This is a genomic window from Clostridium mobile (genome assembly GCF_018918285.1).
Classification (GTDB): Bacteria; Bacillota; Clostridia; order Clostridiales; family Clostridiaceae; genus Clostridium_AW; species Clostridium_AW mobile.
Map to the genome: position 1 here is coordinate 527,026 of NZ_JAHLQF010000003.1, position 25,361 is coordinate 552,386.

A 25,361-nucleotide genomic window follows, 5' to 3' on the forward strand; every position below is an offset into this window, starting at 1 on the left:
AATGATAAAAATAAAATGATATTGGTAAGTGCTTGTCTCTGTGGAATTGACTGTAAATACAATGGTAGCAATAACATAAATGATGAAATAATGGATATGGTTAAAGAGGGAAAGGCCATCCTTGTATGTCCTGAACAATTAGGGGGGATGGAAACCCCTAGACCTCCTCATGAAATAGCAGGAGGGGATGGAATTGATGTGTTAGAAGGTAGAGCCAAAGTAGTTAGCCAGGAAAATATGGACTCAACAGAAAGATTTTTAAAGGGAGCCTATGAAACTTTAAAAATAGCTAAACTTTATAATATTAAAAAGGCTATACTTAAAGCTAAAAGTCCTTCTTGTGGTTATGGTAAAATATATAATGGCACTTTTTCACATGAATTAATAGATGGAAATGGAGTAACAGCTGAGCTTTTAAGTAAGAATGGTATAGAAGTATATACAGAAGATAACTTTAAATTGATGAGGTGAATTATAAGCCTATGTATAAAGATATTGAAAATAAAACGGAAGAAATAATAAAAACATATTATCAAAAGGGAGAGACAGCAAAAGCCATACACATACAATACAAGGGGAATACATATAAATCTGTACAATTTAGAAAAAAGGGCTTTGGGAAAAATTATTATATTTTAAAAGGTGTTTTATATCTTACAGAGAAGGATGAAATAGTAAAAGATAATAACTTACTAGAGGAAATAGAAAAATTAACTTATTATTATAAAAGTATATTTAATGTAGATAATAAAAATTCTATTGTTTCCTCCTATGAAGATGATAGTAGTATTAATAGATATGAAGATGATAGTAATAGAGCTATTAGCGCATTAGAGTTTTTAAAAGATGATGGTATGGAAGAAGCTTTAAAACTAAAAGAAGTTATTATAAAAGTAGCAGAACTAAGAAAAGAAAAGAATAATAAAATAAAAGAGTTATTGATATTAGAAGAAAAAATAAAGGATAATGATTATGTGTTCACTGATACTTTATTTATTAAAGCACACAGCATTTTTGAAGAAATTCTAAGAATTAATTTTCAAAGTGTAAAGCTAATAAACTTATGGAAAATTCACTATGAAGATTTAATAAAGGCAGTTAGAAAGAAAAAAAGAAGCTTTCATGTTAAATTACATAGAGAAATGTATGTGGCTTTTATTAAACTTGAGTATATACTTTCGTATTTTAAGAGAATATTGAATACCTATGATTCAATATTAGATCTAGATGAAAATACTTATATGAGATATATAAGAAATAAACATAAGGAAATAATAAAAGAGAATTTGAAATGGATAAGAAACCTTTAGTTAGTTGAAAATTGAGAGTTATGGATAAAATTTTCTGTAGAAAAATTTTCGAAATTTAAAAAAGAGGCTTTTGAGTTAGCTCAAAAGCCTCTTTTTATTAGGATTTTGCATTGAAAAATCTATTCCTTTACTATCCATTATTAATTTTCAATTAAAAGATACAGAGTGTTTTTACTTAACAACTTTTATAAAATTAACTTCAGGATCTTCTGTTCCTTGAACATATAAGCCTGTAATTTTTAATCTTTCAACATAGTCAATTATTTCTTGAGTAATTATTTCACCGGGACATAATATTGGAATTCCTGGAGGATAAGCCATTAAGAATTCTCCGCTTATCTTTCCTACGCTCTCCTTTATAGGAATACATATCTTTTCACTATTGAAAGCTTCTCTAGGAATTTGACGCTGTTCTGGTATTGATGGAATATCTATAAAATTAGATTTCTTATTTCCTTTTCCATAAAAATCTTTACTAATTTCTTTTAGTGCAGATAGTAATTTATCTATACTTTCCATAGTATCTCCAAAGGAACCTACAGCTAAAACATTGTATAGATCAGAAAGTTCCATCTGTATGTGATACTTATTTGATAAAATCATATCTAAATCGTAGCCAGTTATGCCTAAATCTCTACAAGTTACAGTTAGTTTTGTTGGATCAAGGGCATAGGCTCCTGGATTATTTAATATCTCTTCCCCAAAACAATAGAATCCTGGTATCTTATTAATTTCCTCACGAGCATAGTTTAAAAGTTCTATAGTTTTATCAATTAACTCTCCACCATGCAATGCTATTTGCTTCCTTGCACAATCTAATGAAGCCATCAAAATATAAGAAGGTGATGTTGTTTGCAAGAGGTTTAATACTTGCTGAACTCTGTGTACATCAACTCTTTTAGAGCGAACGTGAAGCAATGAGCATTGAGTTAGAGCACCTATCATTTTATGAGTACTTTGAGCACAAATATCTGCACCAGCTTCTATTGCAGATATAGGTAATTTATCATTAAAACCAAGGTGTGGCCCATGGGCCTCATCTACTATTAATGGAATGTCATATTTATGAACTATCTCTGCTATTTTTTTAATATCTGTTGCAACACCATAATAAGTTGGATTTATTATTAAAACAGCCTTAGCATCAGGATTTTTGCGTAAAGTCTTTTCTACGGTTTCTGGAGTAACACCATGGGCAATTCCAACTTTTTTATCCAATTCTGGTTGCATGTATACAGGAACTGCACCGCTTAATATTATTCCAGCAGTTATAGATTTATGAACATTTCTTGGAATAATTATTTTGTCTCCAGATTTAACTACGGACATTATCATTGCTTGAATAGCGCCTGATGTACCATGAATTGAAAAGAATGCCGCATCAGAACCATACGCATCAGCAGCAAGTTGCTGAGCTTTCTTTATTGCGCCTGTAGGGTGATGTAAGCTGTCCACTAATTTAAAAACAGTAACATCAATTTTAAAGGGATTCTCCCCTATAAAATTCTTGAATTCCTCATCCATTCCAACACCCTTTTTATGACCAGGTACATGGAATGGTATTGTTTCTCTGTCTACATATTCTTTTAAGACATCGAATAATGGAGTTTCGTTTTGATCTAATTTATACACCTTGATAAACACCTTCTTTCAATAAATACACCCGTGAAACTTTGAGGAATCAATGGTTTCCGTGGATTTACTTAAAACAATATAATTATAAGGTAAATAATATTTAAATGCAATATAATATGCGGAAATATTTAATGTTACATTTGTATTGTATGCAAAACCTTAATCTTTATAGATTAATTTTATACAATAATATTAATTACACATTAGTATATACAAATATTACAGTAAGTATATACTAATGTTATAATGTTTGGAGAATAATTAATATGAGGACATTTAAAATATTTGTTATAGAAAAATTTGTAAAAACATAAAAGATCCTAGACTTAGGCAAATCTAATGATATAAAATTAAAGTATACTTATTTTTAATAGAAGGCATGTGGAAGAATTGAATAATAAAATGTATAATTTTAAATAAGCTGTGATGGAATTAAATAAATATAGAAGGGATGATTTCATATTGGAGATTAAATCTAGATTTTCAGATAAACTCTCTAAAATATTGTTTTTAGAAGTGGATAAAAATAAATTAGGTAAAATATTTAAAAAAAATATTGAAGAAGAAATTTATATGCCAATAAAATCAGAAGATATAATAAATAAAGTTAAGTCCGGTGAAGATATGGACAACATTTCAGTAATTTATTTTGTAGAAGCAATGTTTTTTGTTTTAGGGGCAGATGAGCATTTTAAATACAATAAATATTATTTAGATTTTATTAAAAGCACCCCAGAAAGTATAAAGTTTATTAAAGGCAAAATTTTTAAAGCTATAGATGAAAAATTGTATGAAGATGCTTATATAATGCTAAAAGGTCTTATTAATGTAGAAGAAAGTAAAGAAAATTACGAGAAACTACTTATGCTCTGTGACAAATTAAGAACTTTGGATTCTATATATAAAAGTGAAGAAATATCTGTTATAAACAAAATAAAAAATGTATATTCAGATTACTCTTTGCCTTATTTGTATGAATCTTTAATTAAAAGAGAAGAAAATAATTTTGAAGCTGCTTTATTTTCAATTAATAACTATATAGCTTTAGGCGGAGAAGAAACATTGGAAATAACCGACTTAAAGATATCATTAAAGAGTATTAGTGACTATGAAAAAGGGAAAGAATTAATTTATGATGATCCTAAAACGGCGTTATCATATTTACTACCTTTAATAGATATTATTAAAGAAGATGGAGTTTTATATTATTATATTGCTATAGCATATAGGATTTTAGAAAATTATGAGAAGGCTATATATTACTTAAATGAAGCCTTAAACATAGAAAGTAATATGCCACAGGTAATAAATGAATTAGCAATTAATTATGCCTCACTGGGGAATTATGAAAAAGCTATAGAGTTATTAAGAAAGGCTTTTGAAGCTACAAAATCAATAGAGATATGTACGAACATTATAATGTGTTATTTAAACTGTGGAAATATTGAAGGGGCAAAACAGCATTTTAAAATTGCTCAAAAAATGGACCCTAAAGATGAAGTGGTTTTGGAGCTTGAAGAAATACTGAAAAAAGTATAATTTATATTAAATTAGCCAATTATATATTAGTGAGTGTACTTTTGTATTGACTTTTAGAAAGGAGAAGCTTTAATGAGGGTTAAAAAAGCAATAATACCTGCAGCAGGGCTTGGAACAAGGTTTTTACCAGCCACTAAAGCTCAACCTAAAGAGATGCTACCTATAGTAGATAAACCGACAATTCAATATATTATAGAAGAAGCGGTTTATTCAGGTATTGAAGAGATATTGATCATAACAGGCAGAAATAAAAGAGCTATAGAAGATCATTTTGACAAATCTATAGAGTTAGAGCAGCAGTTGCAAAGCAAGGGAAATGAAGAGATGCTTAATTTGGTAGAAGAAATATCTAATATGGCGGATATATATTACATAAGACAAAAAGAGCCAAAAGGCCTAGGTCATGCCATAAGCTGTGCTAAAACCTTTGTTGGAAATGAACCTTTTGCAGTAATGCTAGGAGATGACGTTGTAGATAGTAAAGTTCCTTGCTTGAAACAATTAATTGATTGTTTCAATGAGTACAAAACTACTATATTAGGGGTACAAGAAGTGGCTAAAGAAGATGTATATAAATATGGTATAGTAAAAGGAATGCAAATAGAAGGCAGAATTCACAAGGTTAAGGACTTAGTAGAAAAACCCAAAGTAGAAGAGGCACCATCTAATATAGCTATATTGGGAAGGTATATTATAACTCCAAGTATTTTTGAAATTTTGGAAAACACAACCCCAGGTAAAGGTGGGGAAATACAATTGACGGATGCATTGAAAACCTTGGCTTCTAGGGAAGCTATATATGCTTATAATTTCGATGGAAGAAGATATGATGTTGGAGATAAGTTAGGATTTTTAGAGGCAACAGTGGAATTTGCTTTAAAAAGAGAAGAGTTAAAGGATGAGTTTATGAAATATTTGTTAACTATTACGGATGATAGAGCAAAACTTAATTCAGATGAGCTTTTAACTCTAGCAGAAGTTTAGCTTATGAATTCAGGAGTGTTAGTGGGATTATCTATGGATAAATAAATATAAAAAAATACAAAAAAGGCCTGTAGATGACTTTTACAGGCCTTTTTTTCGTAAATATAATTAGGTATTGTGTATTACAAAAACATATATATTGTGGTATATTTAAATGGTGGATATTATGATGGGTATATTGAAAAATTTATTATAGGGTGTAAGATTATAAGAGCAGTAAAAAACTAATTTATTTAAGGTGTGATATATATGAAAAAGGACAAAAAGTTAATTATTCTTGATATTGTATTATTGGTATTTTCACTATATTTCGCGTTGTTACTGAGACTGGATTTTAAAATTCCTACTGCATATATGGAGTTTTTTAAACTTACAGTTATACCAGTAATTATAATCACTTTATTTTTTAATAAGATATTTAATTTATATAATAGTATTTGGAAGTATGCATCTATAGAAGAATTGATGTCTATAATTTATTCTATTTCCTTGTCAAATGTGGTTATTTTAATATATAGCTACTTTATAAATTATAAATTATTAGAAACAAAATATATTAGATTTCCCTATGGAGTGCATATAATTTTTTGGATTTTATCTGTAGTTCTTTTAGGAGGCACTAGGTTTATTGCTAGAATAGTTCAAGAAGGCAATTTTGATAAACATAGTGATAAGAAGAAGAAGAGATTATTGATTATCGGTGCTGGTGACGCAGCTGCTTTATTAATAAAAGAAATTAAAAGAAATATCAATTTAAATTATGAAATAGTTGGATTGATAGATGATGATAAAAGTAAGGTAGGAAAACTCATTAGTGGTGCAAAGGTAGTAGGAACTAGGGAAGATATCGCTCATATATGTGATGAATTAAGAGTTGAAGAAATAATACTTGCTATCCCATCAGCAGATGTAGATATTAAAAGAAAAATTATTAATATATGTAAGAATACAAATGCTAAATTAAAAACTATGCCAGGTATATATGAAATTATTGATAGTGAATTTAGCATAAACAATATAAGAGATGTAAATATTGAAGACTTACTGGGAAGAGAAGAAGTTAGATTAAATAATGAAAATATAAATAAATATATCAAAGATAAGGTAATATTAGTAACAGGTGGAGGGGGATCTATAGGATCTGAATTATGCAGACAAATTGCTAAATTTAACCCCAAGGAGTTGTTGATACTAGATATTTATGAAAACAATGCTTATGATCTTCAAATGGAACTGAACTATAATTATCCTAATTTAAATAAAAAAGTAATAATTGCTTCAATAAGAGATGATAAGAGATTAAAAGATATATTTGATATGTATAGACCAGAAGTAGTTTTTCATGCAGCAGCACATAAACATGTTCCGTTGATGGAAAATAACCCAAGTGAAGCTATAAAAAACAATATTATTGGAACATATAATGTAGTTAAATGTAGTCATTTATATGGAGTTAAGAAATTTGTTCAAATAAGCACTGATAAGGCTGTAAATCCAACTAATATAATGGGAGCTACAAAGAGATTTTGTGAAATAATGATACAGGCCTTTGACAGCATAAGTAGTACGGAGTATGTAGCAGTTAGATTTGGAAATGTATTAGGAAGTAATGGATCAGTAATTCCATTATTTAAGAAGCAAATTGCCCATGGAGGACCAGTAACTGTAACTCATCCAGAAATAAACAGATATTTTATGACAATACCAGAAGCAGCACAGTTAGTAATACAAGCAGGAGCCATGGCTCATGGAGGAGAAATATTTGTTCTTGATATGGGAGAACCAGTAAAAATAGTAGATTTAGCTAAAGACTTAATCAGACTTTCAGGATATCAACTGGATGTAGACATAAAAATTGAGTACACTGGGTTAAGGCCAGGAGAAAAGTTATATGAAGAATTGTTAATGGATGAAGTTGCATTAACTTCTACTGAACATGATAAAATATATGTAGAAAAACCAGCAGATAATAGTATAGATTTTGTAGAAAAATCAATATTAGAGTTTAAAGAAGTATTAGGTAAAGATAAAGAAGATATGTTTAAATTAGTAGAAAAAAAGGTGCCAACTTACCACAGAAAGGATTGATTGGTATGAAAGTGTTAGTGATTTCCCATATGTACCCTTCAACCTTTAACAAAATGGCAGGTATTTTTGTACATCAACAGGTTAAGGCCCTTGTTGAACAGGGATGTGAAGTAAGAGTTATAAGTCCAGTTCCTTGGGCTCCTTTTCCTATAAACAAAGTAAGTAGTAAATGGAAGAGATACTCACAAATACCTACTAAGGCTATTATGGATAATATAGAGGTTTTTTATCCTAGATATATTGAGTTTCCCAAAGGATTTCTTTTTCATAAATCAGGGAAGTTTATGGCTAAAGGAATAGATAGAATAGTCAACAACATTTACAAAGATTTTAAGTTCGATATAATTCATTCCCATGTTGCACTGCCTGATGGTTATGCAAGTATGGTGATTAATGAGAAATATAATGTTCCTCATATAGTAACTATTCATGGTCAGGATTTTCAAAACACAATTAATAGAAATTTAGAATGTAAAAAGGCTTTATTTGAAGTACTAAATAAAGTAGATAAAATAATAACTGTCAGCAGTAAATTAAAAAACATAGTAAAAGATGAAGCGTTTTTTCACAAGATTGAAGTGATAAATAATGGAATAGATAAGAAATATATAGCTGAAAAGGTTGAAGAGCTTAAAGGCGATGAAATAAATTTATTAAGTGCTTCGAATCTTAAAGAAGCAAAAGGAATTCAATTTAATATAAAGGCTATTTCTAATTTAATAAATAAATACCCTAATATACAGTATAGTATTATAGGTGATGGAGAATATAAAAACAAATTACTAGAATTAGTGGAAGAACTAGGTCTGAAAAATAATGTTGGTTTCTTGGGTAAGCTTGATTATGATAAGGTTATTGAAAATATGAGAAGTTGCCATATTTTTTCCTTGCCAAGTTATAAAGAAGGTTTTGGAATGGTCTATATTGAGGCCATGGCACAAGGTAAACCAGTTATAGGGATAAAAGGTGAAGGTATAACAGATGTAATAGACAATGGAGTAAATGGATTTTTAGTAGAAAGAGAAAATGTTCAGGAGTTAGAGAGTGTTCTAGAGCTTTTGATTAAGGATGATTTAAAAAGAAGCAACATAGGAGAAAATGCAAAAGAAACTGTTTTAAAGAACTACACTTGGGATGAGGTTGCAAAAAGAACTATAAAAGTATATAAATCTTTAATAAAATGAAAACAATGTAAAAAAATTTAAATTTAATACAAAAAAATTTGACCACAACTATTAATAAAGTGTATAATTTTAATGGTTGTAAATCTTAAAACCTAGGAGGTTATTAACAATGTCACAGATAAGAGACGAATTAATAAAAAAGTTAGAAGATAAGACAGCAAAATTAGGGGTAGTGGGATTAGGATATGTAGGATTACCACTAGCCGTAGAAAAAGCAAAAGCAGGCTATGAAGTAATAGGTTTTGACGTTCAAGATAGCAAGGTACAAATGGTTAATGAAGGTCATAACTATATAGGTGACGTAGTTGACGCAGATTTAAAGGAAATAGTGGAAAATGGAAAACTAAGAGCAACTACAGACTTTAGTTTTGTAAAAGATGTAGATGCAGTATGTATTGCAGTACCAACACCACTTGATATATATAAGCAGCCAGATTTATCCTACGTGATAAAATCAACAAGAGACGTGGCAAAATATTTAAAAAGAGGTATGTTAGTAGTACTCGAAAGCACAACATATCCAGGTACAACAGAAGAAGTATTAAAACCAATACTTGAAGAAACAGGACTTAAGTGTGGAGAAGACTTTTTCTTAGCATTCTCACCAGAAAGAGTTGACCCAGGTAATAAGGACTTCAATACAAAAAATACTCCAAAAGTAGTTGGAGGATGTACAGAAGAATGTACAGAAGTAGCAGCAGCTCTTTATAGAAGCGTACTAGAAGGGGAAATACACTCAGTATCTTCACCAGCAGTAGCTGAAATGGAAAAAATACTTGAAAATACATTTAGAAATATAAACATAGCATTAGCAAATGAAATAGCAGTGCTTTGTAACAAGATGAATATAGATGTTTGGGAAGTAATAGATGCAGCAAAAACTAAGCCATACGGATTTATGGCATTTTATCCAGGTCCAGGACTAGGAGGACACTGCATACCACTAGACCCATTCTATTTAGAGTGGAAAGCAAAAGAATATGATTTCCACACAAGCTTAATTCAGACATCAGGAAGAATCAATGATAGAATGCCTGAATACGTAGTAGAAAATATAATGAAATTATTAAACAAAGAAAAGAAAGCCATGAATGGAGCAAAGGTACTTTTAATGGGAGTGTCTTATAAGAATGATATAGATGACTTAAGAGAATCCCCGGCATTAAAAGTTATCGATGAATTAAACAGACATGGTGCAGATATAATCTACTGTGATCCATTCATTCCAGAGTTTGAACACAAGGGAAGAAAGTACTATTCAGTTGACTGGAGAGAAGCAGCAGGGAATGCGGATGTGGTAGTTATTACAACTAATCATAGCAATATAGATTATGAAGGCTTAGTAGAAAAGGCCAAGTTAGTTTATGATACAAGAAACGCTACAAAAGAAGTTAAGAACAACAGAGAAAAAATATATAAACTTTAGTTTAGAAAGGATAAGTCAGTTTGACTTATCCTATAATATAATTATGAGGTGATTTTGTTGAAAAAATTAAGGTTCGCTATAATAGGATGCGGAAGAATTTCATATAAACACGTGGAAGCACTAGTAAACAATAAAGAAGAAGGACTGTTAGTTGCAGTTTGTGATGTTATAGAAGAGAAAGCAGAAAAAGAAAAAAATGAATATGTATCAAAGATGGGTGCTCCGCTTACAGTAGGAGTATACACAGACTATAAAAAAATGTTAGATAATGAAGAAATAGATGCAGTTGTAATATCAACAGAAAGTGGATACCATCCAGAGATAGGTATTTATTGCATGAATAAAGGTAAGCATGCTATAGTAGAAAAACCTATAGCTCTATCAATAAAAGATGCTGATGAAATGATTAAGGTTGCAAGAGAAAACAATGTAAAATTATGTGTAAGCCACCAAAATAGATTTAATGCTCCAATACAAAAATTAAGAAATGCTGTAGAAGAAGATAGATTTGGAAGACTAGTAAATGGAACAGCAAGAATTCTTTGGAATAGAAATATGGGATACTATGAACAAGCACCGTGGAGAGGAACTTGGGAACTTGATGGTGGAACATTGATGAATCAATGTATCCATAATATAGACTTATTACAATGGATGCTTGGAGGGGAAATAGATACAGTTTATGCCCAATGCGATACTTTCTTAAGAGACATAGAAGGGGAAGACTTTGGAGCCATAATTATAAGATTTAAAAATGGTGCCATAGGAATAATAGAAGGAAGTGCTTGTGTATATCCAAAAAATTTAGAAGAAACGCTAAGCATATTTGGAGAAAAAGGAACAGCTTGCATAGGTGGTCTTGCTGTTAACAAAATTGAAACTTGGAGATTTGCCGATGGTAAGGATAATGAAGAAGAAATACTAAAACAACAAGGTGAAGATCCAGACAGTGTATATGGTTTTGGACACACATACTTATATAAAGACTTTATTGATGCGTTACATGAAGATAGAGAGCCATTAATAAATGGTGAAGAAGGTAAAAAAGGCATGACAATAATACTTGCAGCTTACAAATCAAGACTTACAGGACTTCCAGTTAAATTTCCATTAGAAGACTTTTCTACAATGGAAATGGTTGGAGTAGATAAAATCAACAAATAATTAGTTAAAGGAGAATAATCTATGAATTATATATCTTCTAAAGCTATAATTGGAAATAATGTTCAAATCGGAAGATTTGCTATAATAGAAGATGATGTAGTAATCGGTGATAACTGCATCATCGCTAACAATGTGGTGATAAAATCAGGAACTAAAATTGCCTCTAACGTTAGAATAGATGATAATACTGTAATAGGAAAAGAGCCTATGAGATCAGTAAATAGTATTTTTAAAGATGAGAAAAAACTTCCTCCTGCAATAATTAAAGACGAGTGTTTAATTGGAGCAGGAGTAATAATTTATGCTGGCTGTCAAATAGAAAATAAAACTTTAATTGCAGATTTAGCTGTGGTTAGGGAAGATGTTACAATAGGAGAAAAGACTATAATAGGCAAAGGTGCTACTATAGAAAACTTCTGTAAGGTGGGTTCTAATTGTAAAATTCAAACTAATGTATACTTAACTGCCTATTCAGAAGTAGAGGATTATGTATTTATAGGACCTTGCACCGTTACTTCAAATGACAATTTTGCAGCTAGATCCAAAGAAAGATTTGGGAAATTTAAAGGTGTAACTATAAAAAAGGGTGGAAGAATTGGAGCAGGAGCAACTATATTGCCAGGTAAAATAATTGAAGAAGATGGATTTGTAGCAGCAGGAAGTGTAGTGACTAAAGATGTAGAAAAAGAAACAATTGTTGCAGGAAACCCAGCTAAAGCTTTAAGAAAAGTTCCTGAGAACCAACTATTGAAAAATCAGTAGTTAGAATAAGAACCTATGAGGTGTATTAGATGAAAATATGTATGCTAACATCTGGGCATGATGTTTATGACAATAGAATATATTACAAGGAAATACTTTCATTAAAAAAACAATATGATGATATATATATTGTGGCTCCAGGTGATAAAGATTTTGTTACCGAGGATGGAGTCATAATAAAATGCTTTCCAAAGAGGAAAAATTGGAGAGATAGGTTTAGACCTATGAAAGATATGTACAATATAGCCAAAACAATAGGAGCAGATGTTTACCATGCCCATGAACCGGATTCTTTTCAGGTAGCGGTTAAATTAAAAAAGAATTTTGGAAGCAAAATAATATATGATTCTCATGAATATTATCCAGAAGCTTTTTCAGAACATTTTCCTGCCATTAAGGGAATTATGGAAAAAGTTATATATAATTATGAGAAAGTATTAGCTAAAAAGGCTGATTGTATAATAACTGTAAATGATATACTAGTAAATAAATTCAAGAAATATCATTCTAATGTAATTCTACTGCCCAATTACCCAGTGTTAAAAGATGAAGAAATGATAAAAGAATATAATCCAATTCCTACTTTTATCTATGTAGGAGGGTTAAGAGAAGATAGAGGTATTTATAAGATTTTAGAAGCAGCAAAGTTAATTAACGTAAATTGTAAATACATATTTGTAGGTCCTTTTGAAAGTGAAAGTTTTAAATCTAAGTGTGATGAGTATATAAAAAATAACTTACAAGATAAGGATATTATATTTACTGGAAAAATACCTCACACTAAAGTTTTTGATTATTTAAAAACTGCCCATGCCGGGTTTGTTTTGTTGCAACCTCATAATTGGAGATATGTAAATGCAGAGCCTATTAAATTATTTGAATACATGATAACAAGGACTGCTGTAATAGGAAGTGATTTTCCTATGGTGAAAGCTATAGTCGATCCTTCTGGAAGTGGGATGGTTGTTAAGCCTGATTCCCCAGAGAGCATAGCTAAAGCTATTAACAATCTAGCAAATGATATAGAAAAAACTAAAACTATGGGTGAAAATGGATTTAATAAAGTTAAGAAAGATTATAATTGGTCCTTGTGTGAAAGTAGATTATTAGAAGCCTATAGTTTATTAAGATAATTTATTTGGAGGGATTATGACTGAATTAAAGAAAGATGTAAAAAATGTGGCGAAGTATGGTATGATTATTACTATTCTTTTGGTTTTAAGTAAGTTTACTGGTTTTGCAAGAGAATTTATTATAGCAATACAATTGGGAACAACTAGAGAAGCAGACATATTTAAAACAGCAAGTGCCATGCCACAAGTTTTTTTTAGTGCCGTAGCAGCAGCTTTAGTTACAACTTTTATACCCATCTTTTCAAATATTAAAAATGATAAGGAAAAAGCAAATAAGTTTTTTAATAATGTATTAAACATTGTAACAATAGTATGTTTTATATTATCGATAATAGCCATAATAGTTTCACCACAATTAGTATCTCTATTCGCAGGAGGATTTGAGGGCAATGATTTTAATGTTACTGTCCAGTTAACTCAGATGTTAATGCCTTCAATAATCTTCTTAGGTATGAGTGGACTATACACTGGCTATCTACAGTCCTATGGGAAATTTGTTCAGCCTGCTTTAACTGGAATTATAGCGAATATAGTTATAATCATTGGCTTGATAATATTTTATAAAAAGTATGGCTTAATGGCAGCTATAATGTCCGTATTTGTTGGAGGAATAGCCCAAGCTTTTACTCAAAGACCTTTTATGGGAAATGATTATAAATATAAGTTTATAATAGATTTAAAAGATGATAATGTGCAAAAAATGTTAAAATTATCCATTCCAATTCTAATAAGTAGCGCTGTATCACAGATAAATTTAATGGTAGGTAGAAATTTTGCATCACATTTAGTGGCCGGAAGCATATCTGTAATAGATTATGCAAGTAAATTTAGCACCATTATAAATCAAGTGTTTATAGTATCTATAACTACGGTATTATATCCAAAGTTAACAGAGAGATATTCCCAAAATGATTTAGAGGGCTTTAAAGAGTTATTTGTAAAATCAGTTAACTTAGTAATTATGGTGGCTATACCATTAATATTTGGACTTGCAGTTTTAAGCAAACCTGTTATTCAACTGGTATTAGAACGAGGGCAATTCGATAAAACTTCAACAGAGTTGACTTCTATGTGTTTAAAATATTTAGCTTTTTCAGCATTAGGATATTCCTTAATGGACATATTGGGTAAGGTATTTTTCGCCATGAAGAATACATTAACTCCAATGATTAATGGTTTTATTCTTGTTGTGGTTAATATAATATTTATTTTAGCTTTAGGTCCTAGAATGGGTGTAAATGGAATTGCTCTAGCAACAACCCTATCTGTAACTATTTTAGCTTTAATTCTTTTTATTGAAATAAAGGTTAGAATTAAAGGAGTTAATTATAGAAAAATATTTATAAGTTTTTTAAAGATGCTATCTTCTGGAATAGTTATGGCATTAGTTGTAGGGGGATTGTTTAGGCTAATTGATGGGTTTATACCTAAAGGTGACTTGTTTTTAGGCATAAATATTATAATATGTACGTTGGTCGGTGCATGTGTATATATTATTATGTTAATAATACTTAGAGTAGATGAGTTAAAGGAACTAATAAACTTGAAAAGAAAAAAATAAGAAGTATTTAGGAGAGGAACGGTAGATGAAAAATAAAAAGTTTCTTTTTTATACTGGATTGGTAATTATATTGTTAGTGTTTTCAACAATTTACAGGGTGAAGTTTTATAAAAGTTACTCTGATGATAAAGCTCAATTACCACCAGAATTAAAAGATAAAACTATAATCAGACTATGGATGAAGAAAAGCATTATATCTCCTACTAGATCCTATCAAATAGAAAAATTTAATAATGAAAATAAGGATAACATACATATTATCTTTAGCGAATACAAAGAAGATTATTATAACGCTTTAAGAACTACATTAGCCTCTGGATATGGTCCAGACATATTTGAATACGGCTATACAACATTAATAAAAAATAATCAAATAGCAGATTTAAATTCCCTTGGGTTAGATTTAAAAGATGTAGATAAGACTAGTGTAATAAGTTATAAAGATATGCCAATAGGGGTAAAACTCATGGAGAATAACGCTAAATTAATATGGAATAAAGACTTATTAAAAAAAGCGGGACTTGATCCTAACAAAGGGCCTACTACTTGGGAAGAGTTAATAGATTACTCAATGAAAATTAAAAAGGCTTTTCCAGAGGTAACACCTTTTGCTTTTTCTATTAAAGAATATGAAGATATGAAAACAGTAATAGGACAGCCAAGCATAAGTAAGGGAAGCATATATAGTACTTTTTGGGACTATAAAAAGGGTGAATATAATTTTAATTATGCAAAAGATATATTAAATATATATAATAAGCTATACTCATCCTCTTTGATTGACGAAGATTTTGATAAAAAAAGTAAAAATCAATTAAGATCTGAGTTTTATAGAGGAGAAATAGCCATGATGATAAGCACTTTTGAGGACAAAGGATACTTCTCTAATATTCTTCCATTAAGCTTTGAAACGGGAATAAAAGACATTATTCAGGTAGATGGAGAAAACAAAAATAAATATTACTATACTCAAAATCTTAATTTTTTAGTTGTAAATAGTGAATCTATTAAGGACGAAAAGAAAAAAGAAGGGATTAAAAAAGTATATGAGTTCTTACTAAGTGAGGAAGTCAATAGAGAGATTTTAGAAACTAGAAATGCATTACCCGTTAATTTGAAGAACAAATCTGTTAAAAATGATATTTATAAGGAATATAATGAAACAGCTAACTATCATAATGAAACCTATGACCCAACATTATTTTTGAGTAGGAATTCAAGACAAGAAATTAATGTAGTATTAGAGGCTATAAAAGGATCAAGAAGCGTAGATAGTGCCATTGAAGAATTGAATAAGGAATATAAAAATTACTATAATTTTGCAATAGAAAAAGAAGATTTTGATTTTAAATATTATATAGAAAAATAAGCTTTGTGCTATTTTATGATTGGAGAAGTGACACAGATGTATGAATTTATAAATAAACATTTAAAAGAATATTACAAGTTATTGTCTGTATCATTCTTGCTATCCGCAATAATCTCAATCCTTTTCTTAAAAAGGATTGGTATTAAAAACTCTGCTATGCTTTTTGTGGCTTTGTTTTTTTTAATAATAGATATATATCTAATCTTCAAAGATAAGAGAAAGTCTATTTTATTATTTATATTATTATTGCCTATTTTTACTACAGTAAGAAGGATATGTTATTATGACTTCTTCTTTATGAAGATTACATTTGAAACTATATACATAACTTTATTATTTATATTTAGTTTTAAAGATATAGTTTATGTTTTTACAACTTGCTATAACTGGAAAGATAAATTTACGTTTAAATTTATTTTCCTTATTACTGCTTTTTTAATATTCTGCATTAATAGTAGCTTCTTTTCTTCAGATATAATGAGAAGTATAAGAGAAGTATATATAGGTGTATTAACTCCTATAATGCTTATGCTAACTTTAATTGCTTACTTTAATAAAGAAGATAAATATAAAATATATTATGCAGCCATTGCAGCTCTAAATTTTAGTTGCCTCTATGGATATGTGCAATTGTTAGCGAAAGGTGCAAGTCTAGGAGCTATTAAAGCCAATAGAATATACCTAACCTTTGGATTTCACAATGTAAATATATTTGCAGGTATATTAATTACGGTTTCACCTCTGCTTTTAGAGATGATACTTCATAAAAAAAATACTAAAAATGAAAAGATATTTCTCTATTTATCATTTATTAATTACAGTTTAGCAACATTATTGACCTTTACAAGGGGGGCGTGGCTTACTTATTTTGTTGTTATATTCTTAGCTTTACTCAATAAAAAGTATAGAAAGATTATATATATAGCTGCCGTACCTTCTTTGTTTGTAGCAAAGCCAGTACTATCTTATATTTTGCATAGAGGAACTTCTACATCATTTTTAAATAATTCATCCGCAGTAGCTAGATTACAATCTATATTTACAGATATAATAATGATGAAAAATTATCCTTTTGGTATTGGGGGAGGAAGCTTTCCAGAGGCATATAAAAAGTTTGCCTTTCAAGGGTATTTGTCTATGCCAGAAAGCATAAGATTTAACTCCACTGCTGCTCCCTATCCATTAGATCATGCTCATAATTTACTTCTTCAAATTGGAGTGGAGTTTGGATTAGTAGCTGCCTTTATATTCATATTTATTATTATAAATAGGTTAAAAGCCAGCTTTAAAGATATAGATTATAATAGAGGAGCGATTAATGCAATAATTGTATATTGTATATTTTCTCTTATAACAGGAAATGAATTTAATCATAAAGGTGTTATAACTGGTACATTGATTATATTTATTATATTTGGAATAGTACAATTAACCTTTAAGAACAATTGTGATAAAACAATTAGGAGAGTTAAAAATGAAGGATAAGGAAAATTTAACGGTATCTGTTGTTATTCCTTGTAGGAATGAAAAAAATTATATAAAAAAGTGTATAGATTCTTTTATAGAGCAAACATATCCTTCTGAGTTGTTTGAGGTTCTTATTTGCGATGGTATGTCCGACGATGGAACAAGAGATATAGTAATGGAGTATCAAAGCAAATATAGCAATATAAAGCTTATAGACAATGAAGGTCTTTCAGCGCCTAAAGGAATGAATAAAGGTATAAAATATAGTAAAAAAGATGTAATTATAATATTTGGAGCTCATGCATATGCAAAAGAGGACTTCATAGAAGAAAACATAAAAGCATTGATTAATAATGACGTAGGATGCGTTGGTGGACCTATAGAAACAATAAATGAGGATGATAAAGGAAGGGCTATATCTTTAGCCATGAGTTCGCCCTTCGGTGTGGGTAATGCTCTTTTTAGATATGCTAAGGAAGAAACCTATGTGGATACAGTGGCCTTTGGATGTTATAGAAGAAGCATATTAGATAAAATAGGATATTTCGATGAAGAATTAGTTAGAAATCAAGATGATGAACTAAACTTTAGGGTTATAAAAAATGGATATAAGATACTTTTATCACCTAAAATAAGATCTTATTACTACAGCCGTTCTTCATTAAAAAAACTTTGGAAACAATATTATCAATATGGATTCTGGAAAGTAAGAGTTATGCAAAAGCATGGTAGAACTGCTTCCATAAGACATCTTGTTCCTGCAGCCTTTGTTATTACTAATATTTTGGGATTATTTCTAGGCTTAGTATATAAGTGGATATTATATCTATGGTTTGTAGAAATAGGGTTATATATAATTGGAGATATGATATCTTCTTTAAAATTGATTAGTAAGGATAAGAGTATATGGAAATATATATTTTTCATATTTCCAATACTTCATTTTAGCTACGGTTTAGGATTTTTAAACGGATTGTTAAATTTTTATGTTTTTAAATCTCAAAAGTCTCTTGAGAAGAATACAAAAATGTCTAGATAGAATATATAAAAAAATAGCACATGATTATTGCAAAAAAATCAATACTCTTGTGCTATTTTTGTGTATAATTAATATTTAGGTGGATTAAATAAAAGAAAGAAGGGTGCATTTATGGAAATACCAAATAAAATACTTAGTCTTTTATTATATTCCTATGTATTATTGTTACCTATATTACCTAGTAAATTTAAAATAGGAAAGATTCCTTTTAATGGGGATGTAATATTAGCTTTATTGATTTTGTTTTATTTATTAATGATTATGTTCTTAAAAGATCATAGAAGAAAATTTATTAAAGGAATTAAAGATTTTTTTACAAATTACTTAGATATATTCATATTTGTATTGATAGCAATTATGTTTATTTCTATAAGTTACTCCGTTGATAAAAAAATAGCTTTAGGAGAAACCCTTAGGTTTTCTACTTATATTGCTTTGTATTTTATTATCAAGTATGAGTTAAATGAAAAGAAAATACTAGATAATATTCTAAAATTATATATTATAGCTGGAACTATAATTAGTACAATTGGAATCTTTGAATATTCTAGAGGAATAGGATATGTGCAACAAAGTGAACATGGTGTTATGGTTAGGATATTCTCAACTTTGGAAAATTCAAATAATCTGGGTGTTTTTATGGTTATATTTATTTTCCCAGTGATAATGCTTGCATTAAATGAAAGCAATAGAAGAAAAAAAATAATGTATATTGTAATATCTTTACTAGCTTTAGCTAATATAATATTGAGTTTTTCAAGAAATGCTTGGGTTGGATTAGTTATAGGATGTATTATTTTAGCTATAACTTATAATTGGAAGATAATAATTGGATTATTCGGTTTAGGAGGATTGTCCTTATTTATACCTGCGGTATGGAATAGGGTAGTGGAAATTACTGATATAAGCCAAAACTTGTCAAGAATAAAACTTTGGGATATAGCTCTAATGATGATTAAAGATCATCCTATTAGAGGGGTTGGTAATGGCAATTATAGAGCATTATATGAAGAATATAGATTGCTATATAAAAATAAAATAGAATATTATCCAGGACAAAATTTTCATCCTCACAATATTATATTAAAGATTCAAACAGAGCTTGGAATTTTTGGTACTATATCATTTATAGCTATGATTTTATCTATAGCTACAAAATTAATAAAATTTATAAACAGTTGTAAAGACAGCTTTTATAAAGCTTTTTACAAGGGGTTTCTAGCTTCATTCATAGCTTTTATCTGTATGAATTTTATAGACAATTTTTTCTCAGCTCCAAAAGTAATAGCTTTCTTTTGGATACTAATAGCAGTTTTTCGAGCTATTAGCTATAGTGATAATAGGGTAGGTGATTTTTATTAAGATATTGCAAATTATATCGGGAAATGACAATGGTGGAGGAGCCAACCACGTAATAAATATTTGTAAAAATAATATAGATGACATGAAATGTGAAATAGCATGTATAGGACAAGGACCTTTATATGATAAAGCAATAAATTTAAATATTCCCGTAGTGGCTTTTTCTTTAAAAGAGATGTTAAATGGTACCCTTACTAAATTTATAGAGAAAAACCAAATTGATATAGTTAATTTTCATGGAGCTAAATCAAATTTTATTTATTTAATAACAAAAAATAGTATAAAAATACCTGCGGTGGTCACAATACACAGCGACTATAGATATGATTTTTTAAATGATAAAATAAAGAAAGTTCTATACACACCTCTATCTGAAATGGGATTAAAAAGATTTAATAATTATATATGTGTGTCTAATTATTTAAAAGATTTATTGAATGAAAAAAAATTTGAAGGAAAAAAATATGTAATACCTAATGGTATAGATATAGAGGATTATAATCCCAATATTTCCTCGGAAAAAATAAGAAAGAAATATAAAATATTAAAGGATGAGTTTGTTTATATTATGGCGGCTAGAATGCATCCTATAAAAAATCATAATAACTTAATTAATGCTTTTAGTAGACTTAATAAAGAATATAAGGATACTAAACTTTTCTTACTTGGAGAAGGTGAGCTTATAGAGGAGTTAATAAATAGGGTTCAAAAGCTAAATATTGAGGATAAAGTTATCTTTGCAGGTTTTGTAAATCCTACATTAGATTATTTCAATGCATCAGACATTAGTATATTAACCTCATTTAACGAAGGAGGGGCCCCACCACTAGTTATACTGGAAAGTGCTATAACAAAGAAAACAGTTATAAGTTCAAATGTAGGAGACATGTCTTCTATAATAAGTAAAGATAATGGTTTTCTAATAGATCCTTATTCAGAAGATGATATTTATGATAAAATGAAAAAGGCATATTTAATGAAAGATAAGTTGGATATAATGGGAAACAGCCTTTATAATCATATTATAGATAAGTATTCTATAGAAAAGTTTTGGGATAATTACTATAATACATATAAACATATATTGACCGGAGTGAATTAGATGAGTAAGGATAAGTTTATTAAAAACTCAGCAATTGTTATGTTACTTATAATCTTAGGAAAGTTCCTTGCAATTGTGAGAGATGCCTTGGTAGCTGCTAAGTTTGGGGCAACCTATACAGCAGATATATATAATTTTTCTATAGGAATAGTATATTTGCTTACTACTATTAGCTATGGGTTAACTACTACTTTTATACCATTGAATACAGATCACATTAAGAATAATACCAAAGAAAAAAGAAATAGATTTGTTAATAATGTGATAAATTCCTATAGTATTTTTACTATTTTAGTGACAGTTATTATATTTTTCTTGTCAAAATATATAGTTTTGATTTTTGGCAGTGGCTTTAGTAAAGATCCAGTAGTATTTAATACTTCAGTAAATGTGATTAGATTGATGGTTCTATCATTAATTTTCGTAAGTCTACAAAGTGTAATTACTGGAGTATTACAGTCACACAATGAATTCTATGAGCCAGCGGCAATGTCCATAGTATCTAATGTGGTTTTTATTGTATATTTATTTTTCTTTACTGAAAAGTATGGGATATATGGTTTTGCATTAGCAACTGTTATTGGATTTTTGGCGCAATTACTGATAAACATACCTAAATATAAAAAATTAGGATATAGATATGAATCTTATATAGATTTAAAGGATGAAGAGCTAAAGAAGATGGTAAGCTTAATGCTACCAGTAATAATTAGTACTTCTTTAATACAACTGAATAACTTTATAAACAGAGCTTTTGCAGTTAATATATTTGAAGGCGCAGTAACAGCCTTAGATCTGTCTAATAAGTTAAATACTTTAGCATATGAGGTTTTTGCAATTGGGATTGCAATGGTTATTTATCCAACATTGTCTCAATATGCATCAGGAGAAAATTTAAAAGAATATAAAAAAGCTTTATTAAAAGGTATAAACGTAATTTTTATAATAATGGTTCCAGCAGCTGTAGCTATTGCTATATTGAGAATTCCTTTAATTACGTTATTGTTTAAAAGAGGTGCTTTTGATGATAGAGCAGTTACTTTAACAGCTAATGCACTACTTTTTTACTCACCAGCAATGATAGCCTATGGACTAAGAGATGTTTTGAATAAAGCTTTCTATTCGGTAAAAGATACTAATACACCTATGATTAATAGTTTTATTGGTATAATAATAAACATAGGGATAAATATTGTTTTAGTAAAATATATGGGAGTATCTGGGTTGACTTTAGCTACATCAATATCTTCAGCTATAATTACCATAGTCATGCTTATAAAATTAGATAAAAAATTAAATGGCATAAATCTAAGATATATTTTTACTAGTTTACTTAAAATAATGTTTGCTTCTTTAATTATGGGTGTTGTGATATTCATTATTAATAATAAAGTTAATGTATTATTTGGAATGAATATGAAAGGAAGCTTAATATCTTTAATATGCAGCTTAATATTAGGAAGTTTGGTATACTTTAGTATAATATACTTATTAAGAATTGAAGAGTTCTTATATCTAGTTAATTTAGTTAAGGATAAAATCCATAGGAGTTAAAGGGAGGATATCATGCAAAATAAGGTTATTGAAATAGATATGGAAAAACATATAAATAATAAAAAGTTTCAATTTTTTATGAAAAGGCTAATGGATTTAATTTTATCTACCATAGGGATAATTATACTTTCTCCAGTTTATATAATTATAGCGTTGCTTATAAAGTTAGATTCCAAGGGACCAACTATATTTAAGCAAGTGAGAGTTGGAAAGAATGGAGAAGATTTTGTGATTTATAAGTTCAGAACTATGGTTATGGATGCCGAAAAGAAAAGGAGCTTAGAAATTAATCCAAAGGATATAAGTAATTTTGTATTTCAAAGTAAAGAAGATAACAGAATAACTAAAATAGGATCATTTTTAAGGAAGACTAGTTTAGATGAAATACCTCAATTATTCAATGTATTTATGGGTAATATGAGTCTTGTAGGACCAAGACCTGAAATTCCAGATGTGGTTAAATATTATCCACCAGAATATAAACAAAGATTATTAGTACCTCCAGGAATAACCGGTCTTGCTCAGGTTAGTGGTAGAGGAGAAATAGAATTAGGTAAGACTATAAATTATGATTTAACCTATATACAAAACTTTTCAATACTATTTGATATAAAGATACTATTTAAAACTGTTTTTTCAGTATTTAAAAGAGAAGGGGCATTTTAAGTGAAGGATTTAATTTTTACTAATATATTAGGATATAAGATATTTAGTGGAAATAGGAAGGAATTTTTAGATCATATAAAAAAACTTAATAAGGCACATATAATATCTGGTAATCCTGAAGTATTAAGCAATGGATTAAACAATGAATTGCTATTTAATAATTTTATGGAGGAAACCTCCATAATAATTCCAGATGGAATAGGTACTGTTATAGCTTCTAAAATGGTTAAAGATCCAGTAAAAGAGAAAATAGCAGGAATTGAGGTAATGGATGATATAATCAAATATTCATGGGAGCAAGGAAAAGGGATATATTTATTAGGAACCAAAGATGAGATTTTACAAAAGTGTATCAATAATTTAAAAAATAAATACCCTAATCTAAATATATTGGGGTGGCACAATGGTTTTTTTGATATAGATAGTTGTGAAGAGATTATTGAAGAGATAAATTCTCTTGAACCGTATGCTATATTTGTTGCCATGGGCTCTCCAAGGCAGGAAGTGTTTATTAGTAAATATATGAAGAATCTAAAATGCAATATTTTTATGGGTGTGGGGGGAAGCATCGATGTATTTGCTGGAGAAGTAAAAAGAGCTCCAAAGTGGATGATATCTATTGGAATGGAATGGCTATATAGAGTGGCTAAGGAGCCATGGAGAATAGGTAGATTATCCTCTATACCTAAGTTTTTAATAAAAGTTTCTAAGAATAAGTAATTGAATAAATTGATATATATTGCCATAAAAAATGAAATAAAGCATTAAATTATAGAGGCTATACTCAAGGAGTATAGCCTCTATAATTTTAAATCTAAGGTAGTTCATTTAAAGATGCGAATCTATATCCTTTAGACTTAGCATCCTTAATAAACCAATCTAAAATTTCAGTATTAGTTTTTGATACTGCATGTAATAAATATATGCCGCCACTATGTGCTCTATCTAACAATACTTTTTTTGCAGTTTCATGACTTGGTTGCTTCTTAATATCCCAATCATTATATGCAAAACTCCAAAATATAGTTTTATATCCTAAGTCTTTTGTATACTTTAGAGATAGCTCACTATATTTTCCCATAGGAGGTCTAAAGAATTTAGGCATTTTTTGTCCTGTAACTTCTTCAAAAGCTTTTTCTGTATCTGTAAATTCTTTTTCAAAGGCATCTTTACCTTTAAGAGCTGCTGAAGCCATGGAAGGATGAGTATTAGAGTGATTACAAACTAAGTGGCCCTCATCTACCATACGTTTAATTAATTCCTTATTACTATTGATATATGGTTTTACTACAAAGAAAGCAGCTTTTACATCATTTTCTTTTAAAATATCAAGTATCTTAGAAGTATAACCATTTTCATATCCTTCATCAAAGGTTAAATAAATAACTTTTTCAGAAGTATTACCTAAATAATAAGCTGAATGCTCATTAATTATTTTAGCCACATCATCAGGTATACCTGATGGAGTACCATCCTTTTTAGGTACAAAAAACCAATCTCTTTCTTTTGTATTTAAATTGCTACTAACAACATTAGAATTGGTTTGTTTTGAAGCATCAGTATCTTTTTTTGTTTCTGTAGTATTATCCTTTTTTTCTACATCATTTTTAGGTTCTTCTTTTTTAGGCTCTTCTTTCTTAGCTTCCTCTTTTTTAATCTCTTGTTCTTTTATTTTTTCACGCTCTTCTTCAGCTTTATCTTTCTTATCTTCTAAATTGTCCTCTTTTTTGTCATCGGTAACTACAGAAATATTATCAGTGTTATTAGTGTTATTAGTTTTATTTATAAATATTCCTAAGGCTGAAGATGCTACAAACAAGAATAGTAACAAACCTAGTAAAGACTTTTTTCTTTTAGATTTTCTTTTCAACTTTAAATCACCTGCCATTAATGATATACTTTATTTACTTTATCCCATTAGCTAAACATTAATGCTAAGTATAAATGTTAGTTCATGGGCTATTTCAACTAAAGTTTATATGGAATTAAAACTCCATCTGAACTAAGCTTCACTTT

General features: G+C 29.0%; 21 protein-coding genes. 19 read left to right on the plus strand and 2 right to left on the minus strand.

What is annotated here, in order from left to right; all coding sequences use genetic code 11:
- Nucleotides 1-15: 15 nt before the first annotated feature.
- The gene (locus KQI86_RS14260) at nt 16-471 is read left to right on the plus strand and encodes a 2-thiouracil desulfurase family protein (protein WP_216440245.1); all 456 of its coding nucleotides are present in this window, start codon (nt 16-18) and stop codon (nt 469-471) included.
- Between the two features lie 11 nt (nt 472-482).
- Complete coding sequence (locus tag KQI86_RS14265; RefSeq protein WP_216440024.1) at nt 483-1,310, plus strand: hypothetical protein; 828 nt, start codon at nt 483-485, stop codon at nt 1,308-1,310.
- A 171-nt stretch (nt 1,311-1,481) separates the two neighbouring features.
- Here KQI86_RS14265 and KQI86_RS14270 read toward each other — a convergent pair whose 3' ends face one another.
- Entirely contained in the window at nt 1,482-2,942 is a 1,461-nt protein-coding gene (locus tag KQI86_RS14270; RefSeq protein WP_216440025.1) for an aminotransferase class I/II-fold pyridoxal phosphate-dependent enzyme, read from the minus strand.
- A gap of 465 nt (nt 2,943-3,407) precedes the next feature.
- On the opposite strand from KQI86_RS14270, the gene KQI86_RS14275 reads away from it, so the two are divergent.
- From KQI86_RS14275 to KQI86_RS14355, 17 genes are all read left to right on the plus strand, one after another.
- Nucleotides 3,408-4,484 (plus strand): tetratricopeptide repeat protein, encoded by a 1,077-nt coding sequence (locus KQI86_RS14275; protein WP_216440026.1) that lies wholly within the window; start codon nt 3,408-3,410, stop codon nt 4,482-4,484.
- A 72-nt stretch (nt 4,485-4,556) separates the two neighbouring features.
- On the plus strand, nt 4,557-5,468 hold the full coding sequence (gene galU, locus KQI86_RS14280) for a UTP--glucose-1-phosphate uridylyltransferase GalU (RefSeq protein WP_216440027.1): 912 nt from the start codon (nt 4,557-4,559) through the stop codon (nt 5,466-5,468).
- A gap of 249 nt (nt 5,469-5,717) precedes the next feature.
- On the plus strand, nt 5,718-7,556 hold the full coding sequence (locus tag KQI86_RS14285) for a polysaccharide biosynthesis protein (protein ID WP_216440028.1): 1,839 nt from the start codon (nt 5,718-5,720) through the stop codon (nt 7,554-7,556).
- A 5-nt stretch (nt 7,557-7,561) separates the two neighbouring features.
- Nucleotides 7,562-8,740 carry a glycosyltransferase gene (locus tag KQI86_RS14290; RefSeq protein WP_216440029.1) on the plus strand — a complete coding sequence of 393 codons (1,179 nt, stop codon included), beginning with the start codon at nt 7,562-7,564 and terminating at the stop codon, nt 8,738-8,740.
- Nucleotides 8,741-8,849: 109 nt separating this feature from the next.
- Entirely contained in the window at nt 8,850-10,166 is a 1,317-nt protein-coding gene (locus KQI86_RS14295; RefSeq protein WP_216440030.1) for a nucleotide sugar dehydrogenase, read from the plus strand.
- Nucleotides 10,167-10,223: 57 nt separating this feature from the next.
- Nucleotides 10,224-11,330 (plus strand): Gfo/Idh/MocA family protein, encoded by a 1,107-nt coding sequence (locus KQI86_RS14300; protein WP_216440031.1) that lies wholly within the window; start codon nt 10,224-10,226, stop codon nt 11,328-11,330.
- A 21-nt stretch (nt 11,331-11,351) separates the two neighbouring features.
- Nucleotides 11,352-12,092: an acyltransferase gene (locus KQI86_RS14305; RefSeq protein WP_216440032.1), complete on the plus strand. Its 741-nt coding sequence runs from the start codon at nt 11,352-11,354 to the stop codon at nt 12,090-12,092.
- A gap of 29 nt (nt 12,093-12,121) precedes the next feature.
- On the plus strand, nt 12,122-13,225 hold the full coding sequence (locus KQI86_RS14310; protein ID WP_216440033.1) for a glycosyltransferase family 4 protein: 1,104 nt from the start codon (nt 12,122-12,124) through the stop codon (nt 13,223-13,225).
- A gap of 16 nt (nt 13,226-13,241) precedes the next feature.
- The gene (gene murJ, locus KQI86_RS14315; protein ID WP_216440034.1) at nt 13,242-14,786 is read left to right on the plus strand and encodes a murein biosynthesis integral membrane protein MurJ; all 1,545 of its coding nucleotides are present in this window, start codon (nt 13,242-13,244) and stop codon (nt 14,784-14,786) included.
- A gap of 25 nt (nt 14,787-14,811) precedes the next feature.
- Complete coding sequence (locus KQI86_RS14320) at nt 14,812-16,155, plus strand: ABC transporter substrate-binding protein (protein WP_216440035.1); 1,344 nt, start codon at nt 14,812-14,814, stop codon at nt 16,153-16,155.
- Between the two features lie 15 nt (nt 16,156-16,170).
- On the plus strand, nt 16,171-17,640 hold the full coding sequence (locus KQI86_RS14325) for an O-antigen ligase family protein (RefSeq protein WP_246582818.1): 1,470 nt from the start codon (nt 16,171-16,173) through the stop codon (nt 17,638-17,640).
- Nucleotides 17,630-18,661, plus strand: a complete 1,032-nt coding sequence (locus KQI86_RS14330; RefSeq protein WP_216440036.1) for a glycosyltransferase family 2 protein — start codon at nt 17,630-17,632, stop codon at nt 18,659-18,661. The genes KQI86_RS14325 and KQI86_RS14330 overlap by 11 nt, the downstream gene beginning before the upstream one ends.
- A 111-nt stretch (nt 18,662-18,772) precedes the next feature.
- Nucleotides 18,773-20,023: an O-antigen ligase family protein gene (locus KQI86_RS14335; protein WP_216440037.1), complete on the plus strand. Its 1,251-nt coding sequence runs from the start codon at nt 18,773-18,775 to the stop codon at nt 20,021-20,023.
- Nucleotides 20,024-20,027: 4 nt separating this feature from the next.
- Complete coding sequence (locus KQI86_RS14340) at nt 20,028-21,125, plus strand: glycosyltransferase family 4 protein (RefSeq protein WP_246582819.1); 1,098 nt, start codon at nt 20,028-20,030, stop codon at nt 21,123-21,125.
- Nucleotides 21,126-22,679 (plus strand): murein biosynthesis integral membrane protein MurJ, encoded by a 1,554-nt coding sequence (gene murJ, locus KQI86_RS14345; RefSeq protein ID WP_216440039.1) that lies wholly within the window; start codon nt 21,126-21,128, stop codon nt 22,677-22,679.
- 12 nt (nt 22,680-22,691) lie between these two features.
- Nucleotides 22,692-23,345, plus strand: coding sequence for an exopolysaccharide biosynthesis polyprenyl glycosylphosphotransferase (locus tag KQI86_RS14350; RefSeq protein WP_216440040.1), 654 nt, complete (start codon nt 22,692-22,694; stop codon nt 23,343-23,345).
- Nucleotides 23,346-23,357: 12 nt separating this feature from the next.
- Complete coding sequence (locus tag KQI86_RS14355) at nt 23,358-24,065, plus strand: WecB/TagA/CpsF family glycosyltransferase (protein ID WP_216440247.1); 708 nt, start codon at nt 23,358-23,360, stop codon at nt 24,063-24,065.
- Nucleotides 24,066-24,159: 94 nt separating this feature from the next.
- On the opposite strand, the gene pdaA is transcribed toward KQI86_RS14355, so the two are convergent.
- Entirely contained in the window at nt 24,160-25,233 is a 1,074-nt protein-coding gene (gene pdaA, locus KQI86_RS14360; protein WP_216440041.1) for a delta-lactam-biosynthetic de-N-acetylase, read from the minus strand.
- Nucleotides 25,234-25,361: the final 128 nt, after the last annotated feature.